Raw genomic sequence first — 13,913 nt, 5'->3', positions numbered from 1 at the left:
AATGCCAGAGTGCAACACGCTGTTAACCAAAATGCGATCCCGATGGCTGCGCGGATGACCACGGAAGTCCTAGTCGATGACGCCAAGGTCTACCACCGTCCAAGCGCCGTCAGCAAAGCTAGCGAAAAAGGCGAATGCATCATTTGATGCTTCTGATCTCGGCCGCCCGACACTTCCGTCCGCGTTGTAATAGTCGATATGGTCTTGAATGACCTGCACCTTGGCCGTCTTCAGCCTGTCGACAGTCCACTGCATCTCTATGACCGGCACGGAAATCTTGCCACCTGCTAGCCATCGCCCATCTACAAATCCGTCCTCGCCGGACTCTTTGAGACGAAGACAAAGCCGGCAATCTTGGGAAATCAGGGGTAGCCAGGCCGACATGTCACCTGTCTCTCCTACGTAGGACAGCTGTGCGTACCAGTACCCGATAAACGCCTCCAGCCCCGCCTTTGAATTCTCCTTCGCCAGCTCGGGCATAACAGGCACGGGGACATTCTGTGCCTTCCCTTGTGCATCAGCTGGCTTGTAAACGGCAGGCGCTGACGGAGTAGCCGAAGCCTCGGGAAGTGAAGCGCTCGAGGCGGGAGGCGCCGTCGTCGTGCTTGTTTCCGTCGGTGAGCTGCTGGGTGTGGCACCGCCCTGGCAGCCGCTCAAGAGGATCGCAAGAGCGAGAGCCAAAACCGCTGGACGGGCGCGAACAAAAGACGAAGACATGAACGAGTGGCGTGGCATGACAGGCTCCCCAGCAGCTGTTTTGGTGGTGTGTCGGCCAGTCTAGGTGGGTCGAACAACCGCGTCCCAGTCAGGAATTCGGGGTTGTGGATAACCCGCCTATGGTCTCCGAATGTTCCCGGGCGTATTCTTGCCTCGCCGGCTTGTCATCGCATGCATCTTATTGGGGGAACCATGGTCACGATCGAACGCCCACACCTGTCCACGTCCGGGCGCCTGCTATCGGCTGTCCTGTTGATTGTCATGCTGACGCTCAGCGCCTGCTCTTTCCCGACCCCTGTTGCTCAGTCCACGCCCAGTGCGGCGTCGTCGTCGGAGGCGCCTGCCGCAGGCGTGGGCGCAAGCGCGAATCCTGACGCAACCGCGAGCCCCAATGCAAGCACGAGCCCCGATGCGCCCACGGGAACCGGTGGTGTCTACGGCGAGTTCGGATCTATGTCTGAGGCCTGTCTTTCGGTAAGCGCCACCATGCTGAGCGTCACCATCCTTCCGCTTGCGGCAATGGCTGGAGGCACGCCCGAGGACATCGAGAAGGCTAAACAGGAGTTGTCCCAAATGGAGGGCAAAGTGCCGGAAGAACTTAAGCCGGCCTTCGAGAAACTTCGGGCCTTCACGGAGGCTGCGGGCTCGGACTTCAGCAAATACGGCGACGGGCAGTTTGAAGAACTGATGAAGCCCATCCAGGACTGGACCGAGAAGAACTGTAAGTAGCCGCCACCGGGCACGCTCCCTTCTCTCCGACGCTTCTCCCAAAGCGTCGGAGCTAGACGCTAGGGTGGTACTCAAGAGAAGGGGAGTGCTCCGTGGAAGACCAGAACGTGCAGCTTGATCCCGTGCCTGGGGGCGAAATCCTTGGTACCGGACGCACCATCATTTCCGAGGCGGCCGTCGCCAAAGTAGCGGGTATCGCTGCCCGCACAGTGCCCGGCGTCTACTCCTTGGGCTCGGCTCCGTCCCGCGCGCTGGGTGCCATTCGCGACGCCGTCGGCAGCTCGGACCACGCAGCAGGCGTCCGCGCCGAGGTGGGGGAGACCCAAGTGGCCGTGGACATCACGTTGGTTGCACTCTACGGTCACCCTTTGCACGGCGTCGCCAACCAGGTCCGGGCTGCGGTCTACCGGGCTGTGGAGGAACTGGTTGGCCTTCAGGTGATTGAGGTCAACATCGAGATCACTGATGTCTTCATTGCGCCGCCGGCCAAACCCGCGGGTAGCAAGACAGTGGTAGTGGAAAGGGAGGTTCTCCAATGAGCATGACCGTGGTGGGAATCGCTATCGGCGCTTTCGTGGCTTTCATGTCCTTCTCGTTCGGACTATGGGGCTTCCTGATCTCCCTGCTGTTCATGGGCATCGGCGCGCTGCTTGGCCGCGCGGCTGACGGCAAGCTGGATCTCCGCAGTGTGCTGGACGCCATTACGGGCCGGCGCTCTTCGTCATGAGCGTGGCTGAGGCTGTGGACTACACCACCAGCCTGGCCGGCCATAACCGGATCAGTACCCAGGCATTGACATCGTTGGCTCGGGCCGCTGCAGCGGAGGCGCTCGGCGTTGAGGCCCACGACATCCGAGCTGATTGGGCGGACGACGACGGACTGTTGGCTTTGTCCATCGTGGCACCTATCAGCGTCCCGGCTTTGACCGAGGTGTTGCGTGATCCGCAGCGTGTCCAAGGATTTGGAGGGTCCATCTGGGATCGTGCCGTGGCGGCCAAGGCTTTTGTTCTTGAAACGGTGACGCGGCTTAGCGGCTCCCAACTCAGCAGGGTGGATATCAGGATCAGTGGAGCGCACGTCACTGAGGGAGGCCGCGTCCAGTGACCCAGGATCAGGAAACACAACAATTGAAGTCAATGGACCCGAACGCGGGAGCCAGCCCGGTTGCCGGCGAAGACCCCGGGATGAGCCGTATCCTGCGCCGTGAGACGCATTCGTCCCGCGCTGGAGCGTCCGTTATCGCGGCCGTCCTGGTCATCGTTCTGTGTGTCTACGCACTGCTCGAAGCAGGTGTCCGTGCCATCGGGCAGCCACCTTGGCTGATCGATCCCACCACTGCCGCGGAGCGCGTCATCGCACTCCCGGAAGGCATCTCACCCCTGCTGCTCGGCGCGAGTGGTGCCGTCATCGCCATGGTTGGGCTCTTCTTCCTCCTCCATGCTGTTCTGCCGGGCCGGCGCGCCCGCCACCTGCTCCGGGACCCGCGTACCGCCGTCGTGGTTGATGACGAAGTCCTGGCCTCTGCGTTGGCGCGTCGTGCACGAACTGCCGCGAACGTCACCCAGGAACAAGTCATGGTGGTTGTCTCGCGACAGATGGTTGTGGTGAACGTGCGGCCAACCTCGGGCAGCCGGGTCAGCGAAGAAGCAGTGCTTACTGCTGTGCAGGCTGAACTTGAAGAAATGTCGCCGGTGCCCATGCCTGTTGTCAAGGTGAACCTGGCGTCGTCGGGGGTGATCGGGGCGTGAACGGAACACCGCGGGCCCTCAACCGTGTACTGCTCTTCATCATCGGTGCGAAACTGCTGGCCGTCGGGCTGCTTCTCCTGCTGTTGGCCACCGTCCCGGCAGCGGCCACGTGGTGGCATGGTTGGTCGGCTTCTGTTTGGGCGGGCGCCGAAAATGCCTTCAGGCAAACGCACCTCCCAGGACGTGAAGAGAGCTGGCTGTGGATCGTGGCAGGCCTCATCCTGGTGGCCATCATCATCGCGATGATCGCTTGGTTGTCGCAGCAAGGCAAAGGCAGGGCCAACCTTCTGGTGGCCAGCGACGACGACAGCGACGTGGACGGTGAAGTCCGGATCGGCGGGGGCGTCGCCGAACAGGTGCTACGGGCCGCCCTATCTGAACGGACGGACCTCGCTGGTGCATCGGTTGCGACCCTGGAGGTAAAGGGCAAACCGGGCCTGCGCATTCGCATCCAACCGAGGCAAGGAGTGGCGCCTCATATCCTCGCGGCTGAAGTGTCTCAGCTCGTTGAAGCGCTGGACCTCGTGATCGGACAAAAGACCCCGGTGCTTGTCCACATGGTTTCCGGTGCCCGATCCAGGTTCACCAAAGCCGAAAGGGTCCGCTGACAAGGCGCACACAGAGAAACATACAAAAAAATACAGCGCATCCGCATCCATGGCCTGCCTTGTGTCGGTAGTAGGGGTATCAGCAAAATCCCCGCACGTCGGGCCGATTGAGGAGAAGGATATGCGCAGCAGAATACTTACGGCAGGAGCAGGAGCCAGCGCCGCAGCACTGGCAGCAGCAATCGTCTTGGCTGTCCCCGCGCAGGCGGCGGAGGGTGACGCGCACCTGTCCGTACTTCACGGAGTGCCTGGGCTTACCGTTGACGTCTGGGTCAACGGAGCACGAACCCTGGACGACTTCACTCCCGGCACTCTGGCCGGGCCGTTGGCACTTCCGCCCGGTGCCTACGATCTGGCCATTACCGCCTCGGACGCCGCGGATGCCTCTGCCCCTGTTATCGGGCCAGTGACGGTGACCTTGGCGGCGAACGGCAACTACACCGCCGTCGCCAACCTCGATGCGGCCGGGAAGCCAACCGCGAACTTCTTCACGAACGACGTCTCGCGCATCGATGCCGGCAAGGGCAAGCTGACGGTCCGGCACACGGCCGCGGCGCCAGCTGTGGATGTGCTTGCCGGCGGCACAGCCGTGGTGACCAACCTGGCCAACCCCAATGAGCAAACGCTCACCCTTGACCCGGGTACGATTTCGGCCGCAGTGGCCGCAGCGGGTACGACAGCACCTGTCATTGGCCCGGCCGATGTGACGGTGGCCGAAGGCACGCACACCATCGTCTATGCGTGGGGAAGCCTGACTGACAAGAACCTTCAACTAGCGGTGCAGACCATTGACGGGCTGCATTCGGCTCCCGGATCGGTACCAGGCGCCCTGGACGGCTCATCGGGCGGTGTCCCGACAGAACAGATGGTTCTGGGCGGCGGACTCGCGGCGGCAACGTTGCTGCTGATCGTCGTGAGGCTCGGAAAGGTTCGCACTTCCGCCGCAAGGAAGTCTTAAGGCCAAGTCAACAGCATGACGTAAGAGCGGAACAGGTCCTGGTCGTCCGAAAACGACGGCCAGGACCCCGCATCAATCACGGCAGCCGGAGCATCCTGCCGTAGACCGCCAGGAAACAACCGTTATGACACCAAGTAAGCCAAGCCGAAGCCGCCGGATGGCGGCGCTCGCCGGGATGGCAGTGCTCGTTCTGACGGCATGCGGAACCGCGACACCGTCGACGGCCGGTAGTTCTTCCAGTGAGGCAAGCGGCCCGAACCCCAGTGAGCAGCAGACTCAACCGTCGCTGCCCCCTGCCGAGCCTTCCCGACCACCTGCCGAAGTCTCGCTGAAGGGCACAACTCCCATGCAGCCCGCGTCGGCTCCCCCTCCTGTGTCGCTCAAGGTGGCCGGAACGTCAATTGACATGGCCGTTATCCCCGTGGGGGTCGCGCGCGGTGGGGCTATGGAGATACCGGAGACCTTCTATCAGGCCGGATGGTACCGATTCGGATCCGCCCCTGGAGCCGCGGAAGGCACAGCTGTCCTGGCCGGACACATCGACACCACCTCTGACCAAGCGCCGTTTTCCCAGCTGAAATCCTTGCCGGCCGGAACCTTGATAACCGTAGGGCGGGAGGGTGCTCCCGCACTCAACTATCGGGTTGTCTCCGTCACGCTGATGGCCAAGGACGCCTTTGACGGCGACTCGCTGTTCCGCCGGACCGGACCGCACGAACTCAAGGTGGTCACCTGCGGTGGCAGATGGCTGGACGAACGAATGGACTACAGCGACAATGTGATTGTCACCGCGGTCCTTGAATAAGCACCCCAACCCGGCCGTGGTCCTCGTCGCTGACGCCGGGAAGGAGTCTCCTTTGGTATCCCCAAACGAGGTTTCTTCCGAGTGGGACGATACGTTGACCGCCTCATTCATGGCGGGGGATGAGTCTGCACTTGTGGCTGCTTACAGGCAGTTTGCCCCGCTGGTTCACACGCTCGCTTTGAGGTCCTTGAGGGACCGTGCCGCGGCCGACGACGTCACCCAAGAGGTGTTTATCCGGGTGTGGCGTTCACGGGACACCTTCAACCCCGAGGTCGCGCGCCTGCCGGCATGGATAGTGGGCATTGCACGCCACGTGATTGCGGATGCCCACTCAGCGTCGAACCGGGAAGTTCGTAGAGTCCTTGCCGTCGCCCAGGTCCAAGACACCGGCGGCGGAGGTCCTACGGAGGGAGCTGTCGAGGTGCTGGCCGACAGGCTGCTCCTGGACGGCGAACTCGACCGGCTTGGTGAACCCCAGGGCGCCATCATGAAATTGGCATTCTATGAAGACCTGACGCACGAGCAGATTTCCCGCAGGCTTGAACTACCGCTTGGTACCGTCAAGAGCCACATTCGGCGCAGCTTGATCCACCTAAGAAGCAGACTGGAGGTTGACCATGCCGCACATTGATCCGGAAGAGTTGAGCCTCCTGGCGCTATACGGTGACTGGCTCGATGATGAGGGCCGGCAGCACCTTAGCGGCTGCGATGCCTGCTCGGCGGAGTACGCCGCATTGCGCCGCGCCGTTGACGCCATGAAAACCACGCCGGACAGCAGCACCCTTGAGGTGCCTGGGCCCAGCGTGTGGAGTGGGATTCACCGGGAACTGGGTTTGTCGGACGCAATCCGGGAAGACCCCTTGGGCTCCGCAGCGGGCCCTGCAACAGGAACTGAAACCAGCAAGCCCGGCATTAACGGTCCAACCGAACCAGAGCAACCAGCAGCACCACCCGCGGACATACGTTCCGTCAAGAAACGTCCCCAAGGGTGGCAACGCCGCGGGACCTGGCTGGCGGTCGCCGCAGCAGGTGCCTTGGTCATCGCCGGTGCAACCCTATGGAACATCAACCAGGCGGCAACGCCGTTGGCACGAGCAGAGTTGTCGCCACTTGCCCAGCACACTGCTACAGGATCGGCGACAGTCCTTGAGTCCCCTGATGGAACGCGAACCCTGGAAGTGAAACTGAGCAAAGAAGAAGCGCAGGGCTACCAGGAGGTCTGGCTTATTGGCACGGACCTCACACGGCTGATCAGTCTGGGAATCATGAAGTCGGACTCAGGTACCTTCCCGCTTCCGGCGGACCTGAATCTGGCCGATTTCCCCATCGTCGACGTTTCGGATGAACCACTGGACGGAAATCCCGGCCACTCCAGCGTCAGCATCGTCAGGGGCTCGCTCACTTCCTGAAGGCCCTTCACTGGTGTGAATCGCATTGGCGTGGGCTGCCCTGGCGCTCTCAGTTGCGGGTAGCCTGAATCCCATACCGAAGGACAGGAGGCCCCAGTGGCTGGCACAACAGTGGCTTCAACATCTGCGCCTGACAAATCTCTGCTCGAGACCACCGTGGCCGGACTTATGGCGGAACTGGCGGCACTGGAAGAACCCCGTGCCCGCGAGGTGAATGAGAAGCATGGTGATGACCATGGGGTAAACCTCAGCAAACTGCGCGCCGTCGCGAAGCGGCTGAAGACCCAGCAGGATCTCTCGCGGGAGCTCTGGGACACGGGTGACACCGCCGCCAGGTTGCTGGCACTCCTGATCTGCCGACCTAAGGCTTTTGAGCGGGCCGAGTTGGACAGCATGCTGCGCGAAGCTCGGACTCCCAAAGTGCAGGACTGGCTGGTGAACTACGTCGTCAAGAAAAGCCCGCACTCTGAAGATTTGCGGGTGGCATGGTTCTTCGACCCCGATCCCGTGGTGGCAAGTGCCGGCTGGGCGCTGACCTCCGAACGAGTTGTTAAGAGGCCCGAAGGCCTGAACCTCGTGCAACTGCTCGATGTTATCGAGGCCGAGATGAAGGGCGCTCCCGACCGCCTCCAATGGGCCATGAACCACTGTCTGGCCCAGATCGGGATTGAGTTCCCGGAGCACCGGGCCAGGGCCTTGGACATTGGTGAGCGCTTGGAAGTGCTCAAGGACTATCCCACGCCGCCTAACTGCACCTCGCCGTTCGCGCCGGCCTGGATCAATGAGATGGTGCGGCGCAAAGGCTGACCATCCGCGAGGCTTAGCCCCTGTTCCGGTGCATCATCCGGTAGGTGAGCTCGGCAAGGAGCTCTTCGTCGGAGAGGTGCGAGGCCCGGGCAACGGGAGCGCTCGGAACGGAAACGCGGGGAGGGCCTGGGCGTGATTCCTCACCTGAGCGCATGTCATCAGGGGTGATCATGTCCGGTGCGAAGTTCGACTTACCTTTCAGGACCTCCGAAACGGATCCTGCCCTCCAGCCCAGGGCGTGCTCAAGCTTGCGTTGGTTGATCTCCTGCGTCCGGCGGGTCCCGGATTCCAGTGTTCGGACTGTCTTGATGGCAGTACCAGCCTGCTTGGCCAGCTGAACCTGGCTCAGGCCTTGGGCCAGTCGTTCTTCTTTGATCAGGCGGCCGATAGTCTGCAGTGCTTCAAGTTCATCCACGATTCCCAGTTTTCCATAGGCAATAGTAGGCAATCAAATCAGAGTGCGGAATGGTGGGGCAGGGAGCCCTTACGCCACAGCCTGTTAGAGCCCCCGAAGGGCGCTCTACGCAGATAAGCGAAGGCTACTTGGTATCAATGCGGTTACTTTATGTGTAAGCGCTTGCATTGCGTCGCGGATCATGGCTAGTGTGAGCGTCACCACATCAATTGCGCCGCCGAATCTTTGTACTCAGCGAGGAGTCTTTAGCATGAAGAAAACCAAGTACCTGCTACCGGTCGCAGCCGCCGGTGTTCTGGCACTTACCCTTTCCGCCTGTAGCGGAGATGGTGGCGGTGGAGGATCCACCGCCGGCTCGGATGATTGCTCCGCCTACGAAAGCTATGGCAAGCATGACGGCAAGACCGTCTCCGTCTACTCGACGATCGTCGATATCGAAGCCACCAACCTCGAAGAATCCTGGAAGCAGTTTGAAGACTGCACAGGTATCACCGTCAAGTACGAGGGCAGCAAGGAATTCGAAACTCAGATTGGCGTGCGTGCCCAGTCCGGCACCGCCCCTGATGTGGCGATCTTCCCGCAGCCCGGCCTTCTTGCCACTCAGGCACGGGCAGGCTACTTGAAGCCCGCTCCGAAGACCGTCTCTGATCTCGTGGACAAGAACTGGTCCCCGGACTGGAAGAAGTACGGCACCGTGGACGGTACGTACTACGCCGCTCCGATGCTTGCGAACGTCAAGGGCTTTGTTTGGTACGCGCCCAAGACCTTCAAGGACAAGGGCTGGGAAGTTCCCAAGACGTGGGACGAAATGATCGAACTGTCCAAGAAGATCGCCGCGGATGACCCGAACATGAAGCCTTGGTGCGCCGGTTTCGAATCCGGTGAGGCAACTGGCTGGCCCGGCACTGACTGGATCGAGGACGTGGTCCTGCGCGCCCATGGCCCCGAGGTTTACGACCAGTGGGTGGCTCACCAGATCCCGTTCAACGACCCCAAGATCGTTGACTCCTTCAACAAGGCCGGCGACATTCTGCTCAACCCGGACATGGTGAACGGTGGCTTCGGTGACGTTCGCACTATCCTGAGCACCGGTTTCGCACAGGCCGGCCAGCCGGTCCTGGATGGCACTTGCGCCATGCACCACCAGGCCAACTTCCAGGCTGCCAACTGGCCTGCAGGCACCAACGTTGCTGAAGATGGCGACGTATGGGCCTTCATCACCCCGCCGATTGACGAAAGCAAGGGCAAGGCAGTCACCGGTGGCGGCGAGATGGTAGGCGCCTACAAGGACACCGCTGAGGTTCAGTCGTTCCTGGCTTACCTGGCCAGCGCCGACTTTGCCAACAACCGCGTGAAGCTGGGCGGCGTGGTCAGTGCAAACAAGGGCCTGGATCCCAACAACGCACAGTCGAACCTGGACAAGCTGACCGTCCAGATCCTTCAGGACCCTGAGACCGTCTTCCGTTTCGATGGCTCGGACCTTATGCCGAGTGCAGTTGGTTCCAACTCCTTCTGGAAGGGCATCGTGCAGTGGATCAACGGCACGTCTTCACAGGATGTTGCCAACAGCATCGAATCCAGCTGGCCTAAGAGCTAACTCCCAAAGCGCTGCCTCCCCTGACTGGAACTGCCAGCCGGGGAGGCAGCGCTTTTCCCGGAACTTAGTGATTCACTCACGCCCCGGAGGTTGGGTATGGAATTTATTGGAGAAAAACTCCTTCAAGTAGTGATAGCCCTGGCGATATTCGCCGCGGTCATCGGTCTCATCATGCTGCTGGTGGACAGGGCACCCAAATCGGTCAAGGACAAAGTAACCGTTGCGGGCTTCCTTGCCCCCGCGGCCATCCTGATGCTGGTGGGCCTGGTCTATCCGGCAATCCGCACGTCAATGTTGGCCTTCACGGATGCCAGTGGCAATGGCAACGGTCTTGACAACTTTGTATGGATGTTCACGCAGCCCGAGGCTCTGACCACGCTGCGGAACACCGTGATTTGGACCGTCCTGGTTCCCCTGCTGTCTACGGGCTTCGGACTCGCCTACGCAGTATTCATTGACAAGGCCCGCGGCGAAAAAGTACTCAAGTCGCTCGTCTTTATGCCAATGGCCATCTCCTTTGTGGGAGCCGGCATCATCTGGAAGCTCGTCTACGACTACCGCGGTCCGAACATCGAACAAACCGGTGTGATTAACTTCTTCCTCGTCGCCTTGGGGATGGAACCCAAACAGTTCCTCCTTGACGCACCGGGAAACACCATGTTCCTCATCATTGTGATGGTCTGGATTCAGACCGGCTTCGCAATGGTGATCCTGTCGGCAGCCATCAAGGGAGTGCCGGTGGAACTCACCGAGGCAGCCCGACTGGATGGCGCCAACGCCTGGCAGCAGTTCCGTAACGTCACGATCCCGGGTATCCGTGGAGCTCTGGTGGTTGTCCTGACCACCATTACGATCGCCACGCTCAAGGTCTTCGACATTGTGAGAACCATGACCGCCGGAAACTACGACACCTCGGTAGTTGCCAACGAAATGTACACTCAGGCCTTCCGGGCCGGCGAGCCAGGACGCGGTGCGGCCTTGGCCTTGATCCTGTTCCTGATGGTGCTGCCCATCGTTGTGTACAACGCACGAGTCCTTCGTAAGCAAAGGGAGATCCATTGACAGCCACGCCAGCCCCGAAAGAGGCCTCGAAGGGCGCCACCCGGCAGCGTCCTGGATCCGATCCCACCGAGGACGCCCAGCCGATGATGCGGCGGGTAAAGACCAAGCTCACGTCCAAGTGGGCAACAGCGGCAGCGATCATTATCGCCGTCGTATGGTCTGTGCCGACGTTCGGTCTCTTTGTTACCTCTTTCCGTCCCGCCGCCAAGCAGGTTGGCCCCCGCTCCGACGGTTGGTGGAATGCGTTCACTGACTGGCAGTTCACGTTCAAGAACTATACGGACGTCCTGGTCCCGGCGGGGTCGCAATCTGCCAACCTTTCCCAGTACTTCGTCAACTCCATAGCGATCGTCATCCCGGTCACCATCTTTGTGCTGGTGCTGGCGTCCATGGCCGCGTACGTCTTCGCGTGGGGGAAGTTCAAGGGGCGCGACGCACTCTTCATCTTCGTCTTCGCACTGCAGATCATCCCCCTGCAGATGGCGCTGATTCCGCTTCTGCAGTTCTTTACGCAGACCTTGCAGCTCCCCGCGGGTTCGTACGCGCAGTTGTGGATCGCCCACACCATGTTCGGCCTTCCGCTGGGCATTTTCCTGCTCCACAACTTCATCTCGGAAATTCCCGGTGAAGTCATCGAAGCAGCAAGGGTGGACGGTGCCGGACACAGCACCATCTTCTGGCGGATTATCCTGCCGCTCTCCGTCCCGGCATTGGCATCGCTGGCTATCTTCCAGTTCCTCTGGGTCTGGAATGACCTGCTGGTGGCCTTGGTGTTCTCCGGCGGAACGGCGGACGTGGCTCCGATTACGCAGCGTTTGGCGGAGCTCTCAGGTACCCGTGGTGCCAGGGACTACCTGAACCCGGCAGCAGCATTCGTCTCCATCATCATCCCGCTCCTGGTGTTCTTCGGATTGCAGCGCTACTTCGTGCGCGGCCTGCTGTCCGGCGGCCTCAAGGGCTAGGAACTGCGCCCTCGGTTACGCAGCGCATTACATCGCTGCGTAACCGAGGGCGGCAAAGCACCAGTCCACATTTAAGGTGAAGGCGGAGCAACGGCGGCCGGAGAGGGGAGCCTGTGTCAAAAACAACGGGTAGGTCCCAACGCGGCGGCCATACCGGCGTCAGTATTGAGGACGTCGCCGCAGCTGCCGGAGTTTCCACTGCGACAGTTTCCAGGGCGGTCCGGGGACTGCCCCGGGTGTCGCCCGCGACCCGGGAAAAGATCCTCGAAGTCGCCAGTTCTTTAGGGTATGTGGCGTCGTCGTCAGCGTCGGGCCTGGCGACGGGCCGTACCCGCACCATCGGCGTGCTGGCACCTTTCGTCAGCCGCTGGTTCTTCTCCAAGGCCATTGAAGGCGCGGATCGGGAACTGCATTCACGCAAGTACAACCTTTCCCTGTTCAACCTGGGCGGCCACGGCAGCAACCGGGAGCGGCTCTTCAGTTCCACCATGGTCTACAAGCAGATCGACGCCCTGCTGGTGTTGTGCATGTCTTTGACCGAGGAAGAGCTGGAACACCTCCACAAGATCGATATCCCGCTGGTTGTGGTGGGTGGCCACGTGGAGGATTGCGCATACATCGGCATCAATGATTACGACGCCGCGTCCACCGCCGTGCGGCATCTGCTGGACCTGGGCCACAAAGACATTGCACTGCTCCATGGCGACGACGAAACGGACCTGAACTTCGACGTCCCCCGCGTGCGTATCCGCGCCTTCCAGGAAGTTATGACCGACGCCGGCCTGGAAGTCCGCCCGGAGTGGGACCAGTGGGGGGATTTCACGGTAGCCAGCGGGCAGCAGGCCTTCAATCGTCTTTGGAGTCAGCCCGGCCGCAAGCCAACGGCCATTTTCTGTTCCTCGGACGAGATGGCGATGGGTGTCATTTTCGAAGCAGCCCGCCACGGTGTCCGCGTACCGGAGGACCTCTCGGTCATCGGGATCGACGACCACGACTTCTCGTCGTCCATCGGGCTCACCACCGTCGGGCAGCGTCCAGACAACCAGGCCGAGCTGGCCACTAAGATGCTGCTGGATGAACTGGACGGCAACCCGGGAGCAGTGCATTCACAGGTGGCCCCCCACAAACTGATCGTGCGCGAGACAACGGCCCCACCAAGCTAGCGCCGAAGCCAAGCTAGCGCCAGAGCCAAGCTAGGAAGCGCGCGCCAACTGCCGGATGGGAATCCACCGCGAGGCGAGCCGACGGTAGGCGGCGGCCGCACCTGTCATGTCGCCTTCAGCCAGGCACTCGATCCCCAACCGAACATCCATGGGGGACTCGTCCGGATACACTTTGTCAGCTACGGCACCGTAATCGAGCTCCACCATGGACTGGACGTGGAAAAGTTCCAGCCATTCCGTGAGCTGTGTCAGGTCATCCAGCATGTCCAAATCCGGTGCTGCCAGCGCCAGGTGGGCAACGGCGAACCGTGCCCGGTCCAGGGCTTCAGTCAGGGGCGTCCATACCCGGACGGTCAGGATGCGCCCCTCGGATTCCACTACGTCCTTGCGGTCGGACTCGTTGAAAAGCGAGAACCAGCTGAACGGGATCCCCCATGTTGAGGCACGGGTATGCACGCGTTTGGCGGCCTCCCCGGCGTTGATGCGATCGATCCTTGCCTGGTGCTTGTCGCGCTGCGAGACCGGAATGAGGAGGTCGGCCAGGGGACTGTGCACGCCGTCCATGAGCGCGTTGGCCGCCAAGCCGGCCCGAATCACCAGCTGGCTGGGGCAGTAAAGCAGCCGCCCGGCGTCGTTATCTTCTTTCCCGGACACCGCGGCGTGACGCCCGCTGGGCACGCGCGTCATCCGGACCAGGTCCGTGCGGCCCGTGGGGAAAGGATCGCCGCCGGAGCGCGTGATGCGTCCCAGCGACGCCTGGAGTTCAGCATTTTCGACGGCGGCCCGGGATCCGTTCTTGCTGCCCTCGGCAACGAGTTGGCGCTGCTGTTCAGGCGGGAACGCGTCCAGGGGCTCGTAAATGCGCAGCGACGAAGAGAACGGCAGACCTGCCTGGCCCCGATACAGGTTTCCAGTCATGTCAGCCGCCCCTTT

At 61.5% G+C, this 13,913-nt stretch carries 18 protein-coding genes; 15 read left to right on the top strand and 3 right to left on the bottom strand.

All coding sequences use genetic code 11. From position 1 onward, the window contains the following. Nucleotides 1–69 precede the first annotated feature (69 nt). A complete protein-coding gene (locus tag ACZ881_RS06020) occupies nt 70–717 on the bottom strand; it encodes a DUF6318 family protein (RefSeq protein WP_476113880.1) in 648 nt (215 codons plus the stop codon). A 192-nt stretch (nt 718–909) separates the two neighbouring features. On the opposite strand from ACZ881_RS06020, the gene ACZ881_RS06015 reads away from it, so the two are divergent. From ACZ881_RS06015 to ACZ881_RS05965, 11 genes are all read left to right on the top strand, one after another. Then, complete coding sequence (locus ACZ881_RS06015) at nt 910–1,446, top strand: hypothetical protein (RefSeq protein ID WP_476113281.1); 537 nt, start codon at nt 910–912, stop codon at nt 1,444–1,446. Between the two features lie 92 nt (nt 1,447–1,538). After that, nucleotides 1,539–1,985, top strand: coding sequence for an Asp23/Gls24 family envelope stress response protein (locus ACZ881_RS06010; protein ID WP_178993569.1), 447 nt, complete (start codon nt 1,539–1,541; stop codon nt 1,983–1,985). Next, the gene (locus tag ACZ881_RS06005) at nt 1,982–2,173 is read left to right on the top strand and encodes a DUF2273 domain-containing protein (protein ID WP_026542624.1); all 192 of its coding nucleotides are present in this window, start codon (nt 1,982–1,984) and stop codon (nt 2,171–2,173) included. The genes ACZ881_RS06010 and ACZ881_RS06005 overlap by 4 nt, the downstream gene beginning before the upstream one ends. Beyond that, nucleotides 2,170–2,550 carry a hypothetical protein gene (locus tag ACZ881_RS06000; RefSeq protein ID WP_054808722.1) on the top strand — a complete coding sequence of 127 codons (381 nt, stop codon included), beginning with the start codon at nt 2,170–2,172 and terminating at the stop codon, nt 2,548–2,550. Before ACZ881_RS06005 ends, ACZ881_RS06000 begins: the two co-directional genes overlap by 4 nt. Before the next feature lie 32 nt (nt 2,551–2,582). After that, on the top strand, nt 2,583–3,194 hold the full coding sequence (locus tag ACZ881_RS05995; RefSeq protein ID WP_476113277.1) for a DUF6286 domain-containing protein: 612 nt from the start codon (nt 2,583–2,585) through the stop codon (nt 3,192–3,194). After that, nucleotides 3,191–3,802 (top strand): hypothetical protein, encoded by a 612-nt coding sequence (locus tag ACZ881_RS05990; protein WP_476113273.1) that lies wholly within the window; start codon nt 3,191–3,193, stop codon nt 3,800–3,802. The genes ACZ881_RS05995 and ACZ881_RS05990 overlap by 4 nt, the downstream gene beginning before the upstream one ends. A gap of 121 nt (nt 3,803–3,923) precedes the next feature. Next, nucleotides 3,924–4,760, top strand: a complete 837-nt coding sequence (locus ACZ881_RS05985; RefSeq protein ID WP_476113269.1) for a DUF4397 domain-containing protein — start codon at nt 3,924–3,926, stop codon at nt 4,758–4,760. Nucleotides 4,761–4,884: 124 nt separating this feature from the next. After that, nucleotides 4,885–5,565, top strand: a complete 681-nt coding sequence (locus tag ACZ881_RS05980; RefSeq protein WP_476113267.1) for a class F sortase — start codon at nt 4,885–4,887, stop codon at nt 5,563–5,565. 16 nt (nt 5,566–5,581) lie between these two features. Beyond that, nucleotides 5,582–6,196, top strand: coding sequence for an RNA polymerase sigma factor (locus ACZ881_RS05975; protein ID WP_014920569.1), 615 nt, complete (start codon nt 5,582–5,584; stop codon nt 6,194–6,196). Next, a complete protein-coding gene (locus ACZ881_RS05970; RefSeq protein WP_476113263.1) occupies nt 6,183–6,974 on the top strand; it encodes an anti-sigma factor domain-containing protein in 792 nt (263 codons plus the stop codon). Before ACZ881_RS05975 ends, ACZ881_RS05970 begins: the two co-directional genes overlap by 14 nt. Before the next feature lie 96 nt (nt 6,975–7,070). Beyond that, entirely contained in the window at nt 7,071–7,781 is a 711-nt protein-coding gene (locus ACZ881_RS05965; protein WP_476113261.1) for a DNA alkylation repair protein, read from the top strand. A 13-nt stretch (nt 7,782–7,794) separates the two neighbouring features. On the opposite strand, the gene ACZ881_RS05960 is transcribed toward ACZ881_RS05965, so the two are convergent. Next, nucleotides 7,795–8,196: a helix-turn-helix domain-containing protein gene (locus tag ACZ881_RS05960; protein WP_091464885.1), complete on the bottom strand. Its 402-nt coding sequence runs from the start codon at nt 8,194–8,196 to the stop codon at nt 7,795–7,797. Between the two features lie 250 nt (nt 8,197–8,446). Between ACZ881_RS05960 and ACZ881_RS05955 the strand changes: the two genes are divergently transcribed. From ACZ881_RS05955 to ACZ881_RS05940, 4 genes are all read left to right on the top strand, one after another. Then, complete coding sequence (locus ACZ881_RS05955) at nt 8,447–9,793, top strand: ABC transporter substrate-binding protein (RefSeq protein WP_178993582.1); 1,347 nt, start codon at nt 8,447–8,449, stop codon at nt 9,791–9,793. A 96-nt stretch (nt 9,794–9,889) separates the two neighbouring features. Continuing rightward, complete coding sequence (locus ACZ881_RS05950; protein ID WP_091464888.1) at nt 9,890–10,855, top strand: carbohydrate ABC transporter permease; 966 nt, start codon at nt 9,890–9,892, stop codon at nt 10,853–10,855. Further along, nucleotides 10,852–11,817 carry a carbohydrate ABC transporter permease gene (locus ACZ881_RS05945; RefSeq protein ID WP_091464890.1) on the top strand — a complete coding sequence of 322 codons (966 nt, stop codon included), beginning with the start codon at nt 10,852–10,854 and terminating at the stop codon, nt 11,815–11,817. The genes ACZ881_RS05950 and ACZ881_RS05945 overlap by 4 nt, the downstream gene beginning before the upstream one ends. A 113-nt stretch (nt 11,818–11,930) precedes the next feature. After that, complete coding sequence (locus ACZ881_RS05940; RefSeq protein WP_476113256.1) at nt 11,931–12,980, top strand: LacI family DNA-binding transcriptional regulator; 1,050 nt, start codon at nt 11,931–11,933, stop codon at nt 12,978–12,980. Nucleotides 12,981–13,010: 30 nt separating this feature from the next. Here ACZ881_RS05940 and ACZ881_RS05935 read toward each other — a convergent pair whose 3' ends face one another. Then, nucleotides 13,011–13,898: a DUF8083 family protein gene (locus ACZ881_RS05935; protein WP_091464893.1), complete on the bottom strand. Its 888-nt coding sequence runs from the start codon at nt 13,896–13,898 to the stop codon at nt 13,011–13,013. Nucleotides 13,899–13,913 lie beyond the last annotated feature (15 nt).

This window comes from Paenarthrobacter sp. TE3676 (assembly GCF_056279165.1).
Note: the sequence above shows the minus strand (reverse complement) of the source record. Positions and strands in the feature narration are given on the sequence as shown.

Excerpts from the sequence above, each read along its gene's own strand:
- ACZ881_RS06005 (WP_026542624.1), top strand. The coding sequence starts at position 1,982 with ATGAGCATGACCGTGGTGGGAATCGCTATCGGCGCTTTCGTGGCTTTC.
- ACZ881_RS05985 (WP_476113269.1), top strand. The coding sequence starts at position 3,924 with ATGCGCAGCAGAATACTTACGGCAGGAGCAGGAGCCAGCGCCGCAGCA.
- ACZ881_RS05955 (WP_178993582.1), top strand. The coding sequence starts at position 8,447 with ATGAAGAAAACCAAGTACCTGCTACCGGTCGCAGCCGCCGGTGTTCTG.
- ACZ881_RS05970 (WP_476113263.1), top strand. The coding sequence starts at position 6,183 with ATGCCGCACATTGATCCGGAAGAGTTGAGCCTCCTGGCGCTATACGGT.
- ACZ881_RS05950 (WP_091464888.1), top strand. The coding sequence starts at position 9,890 with ATGGAATTTATTGGAGAAAAACTCCTTCAAGTAGTGATAGCCCTGGCG.
- ACZ881_RS06000 (WP_054808722.1), top strand. The coding sequence starts at position 2,170 with ATGAGCGTGGCTGAGGCTGTGGACTACACCACCAGCCTGGCCGGCCAT.
- ACZ881_RS06020 (WP_476113880.1), bottom strand. The coding sequence starts at position 717 with ATGTCTTCGTCTTTTGTTCGCGCCCGTCCAGCGGTTTTGGCTCTCGCT.
- ACZ881_RS05995 (WP_476113277.1), top strand. The coding sequence starts at position 2,583 with ATGGACCCGAACGCGGGAGCCAGCCCGGTTGCCGGCGAAGACCCCGGG.
- ACZ881_RS06015 (WP_476113281.1), top strand. The coding sequence starts at position 910 with ATGGTCACGATCGAACGCCCACACCTGTCCACGTCCGGGCGCCTGCTA.
- ACZ881_RS05935 (WP_091464893.1), bottom strand. The coding sequence starts at position 13,898 with ATGACTGGAAACCTGTATCGGGGCCAGGCAGGTCTGCCGTTCTCTTCG.
- ACZ881_RS05980 (WP_476113267.1), top strand. The coding sequence starts at position 4,885 with ATGACACCAAGTAAGCCAAGCCGAAGCCGCCGGATGGCGGCGCTCGCC.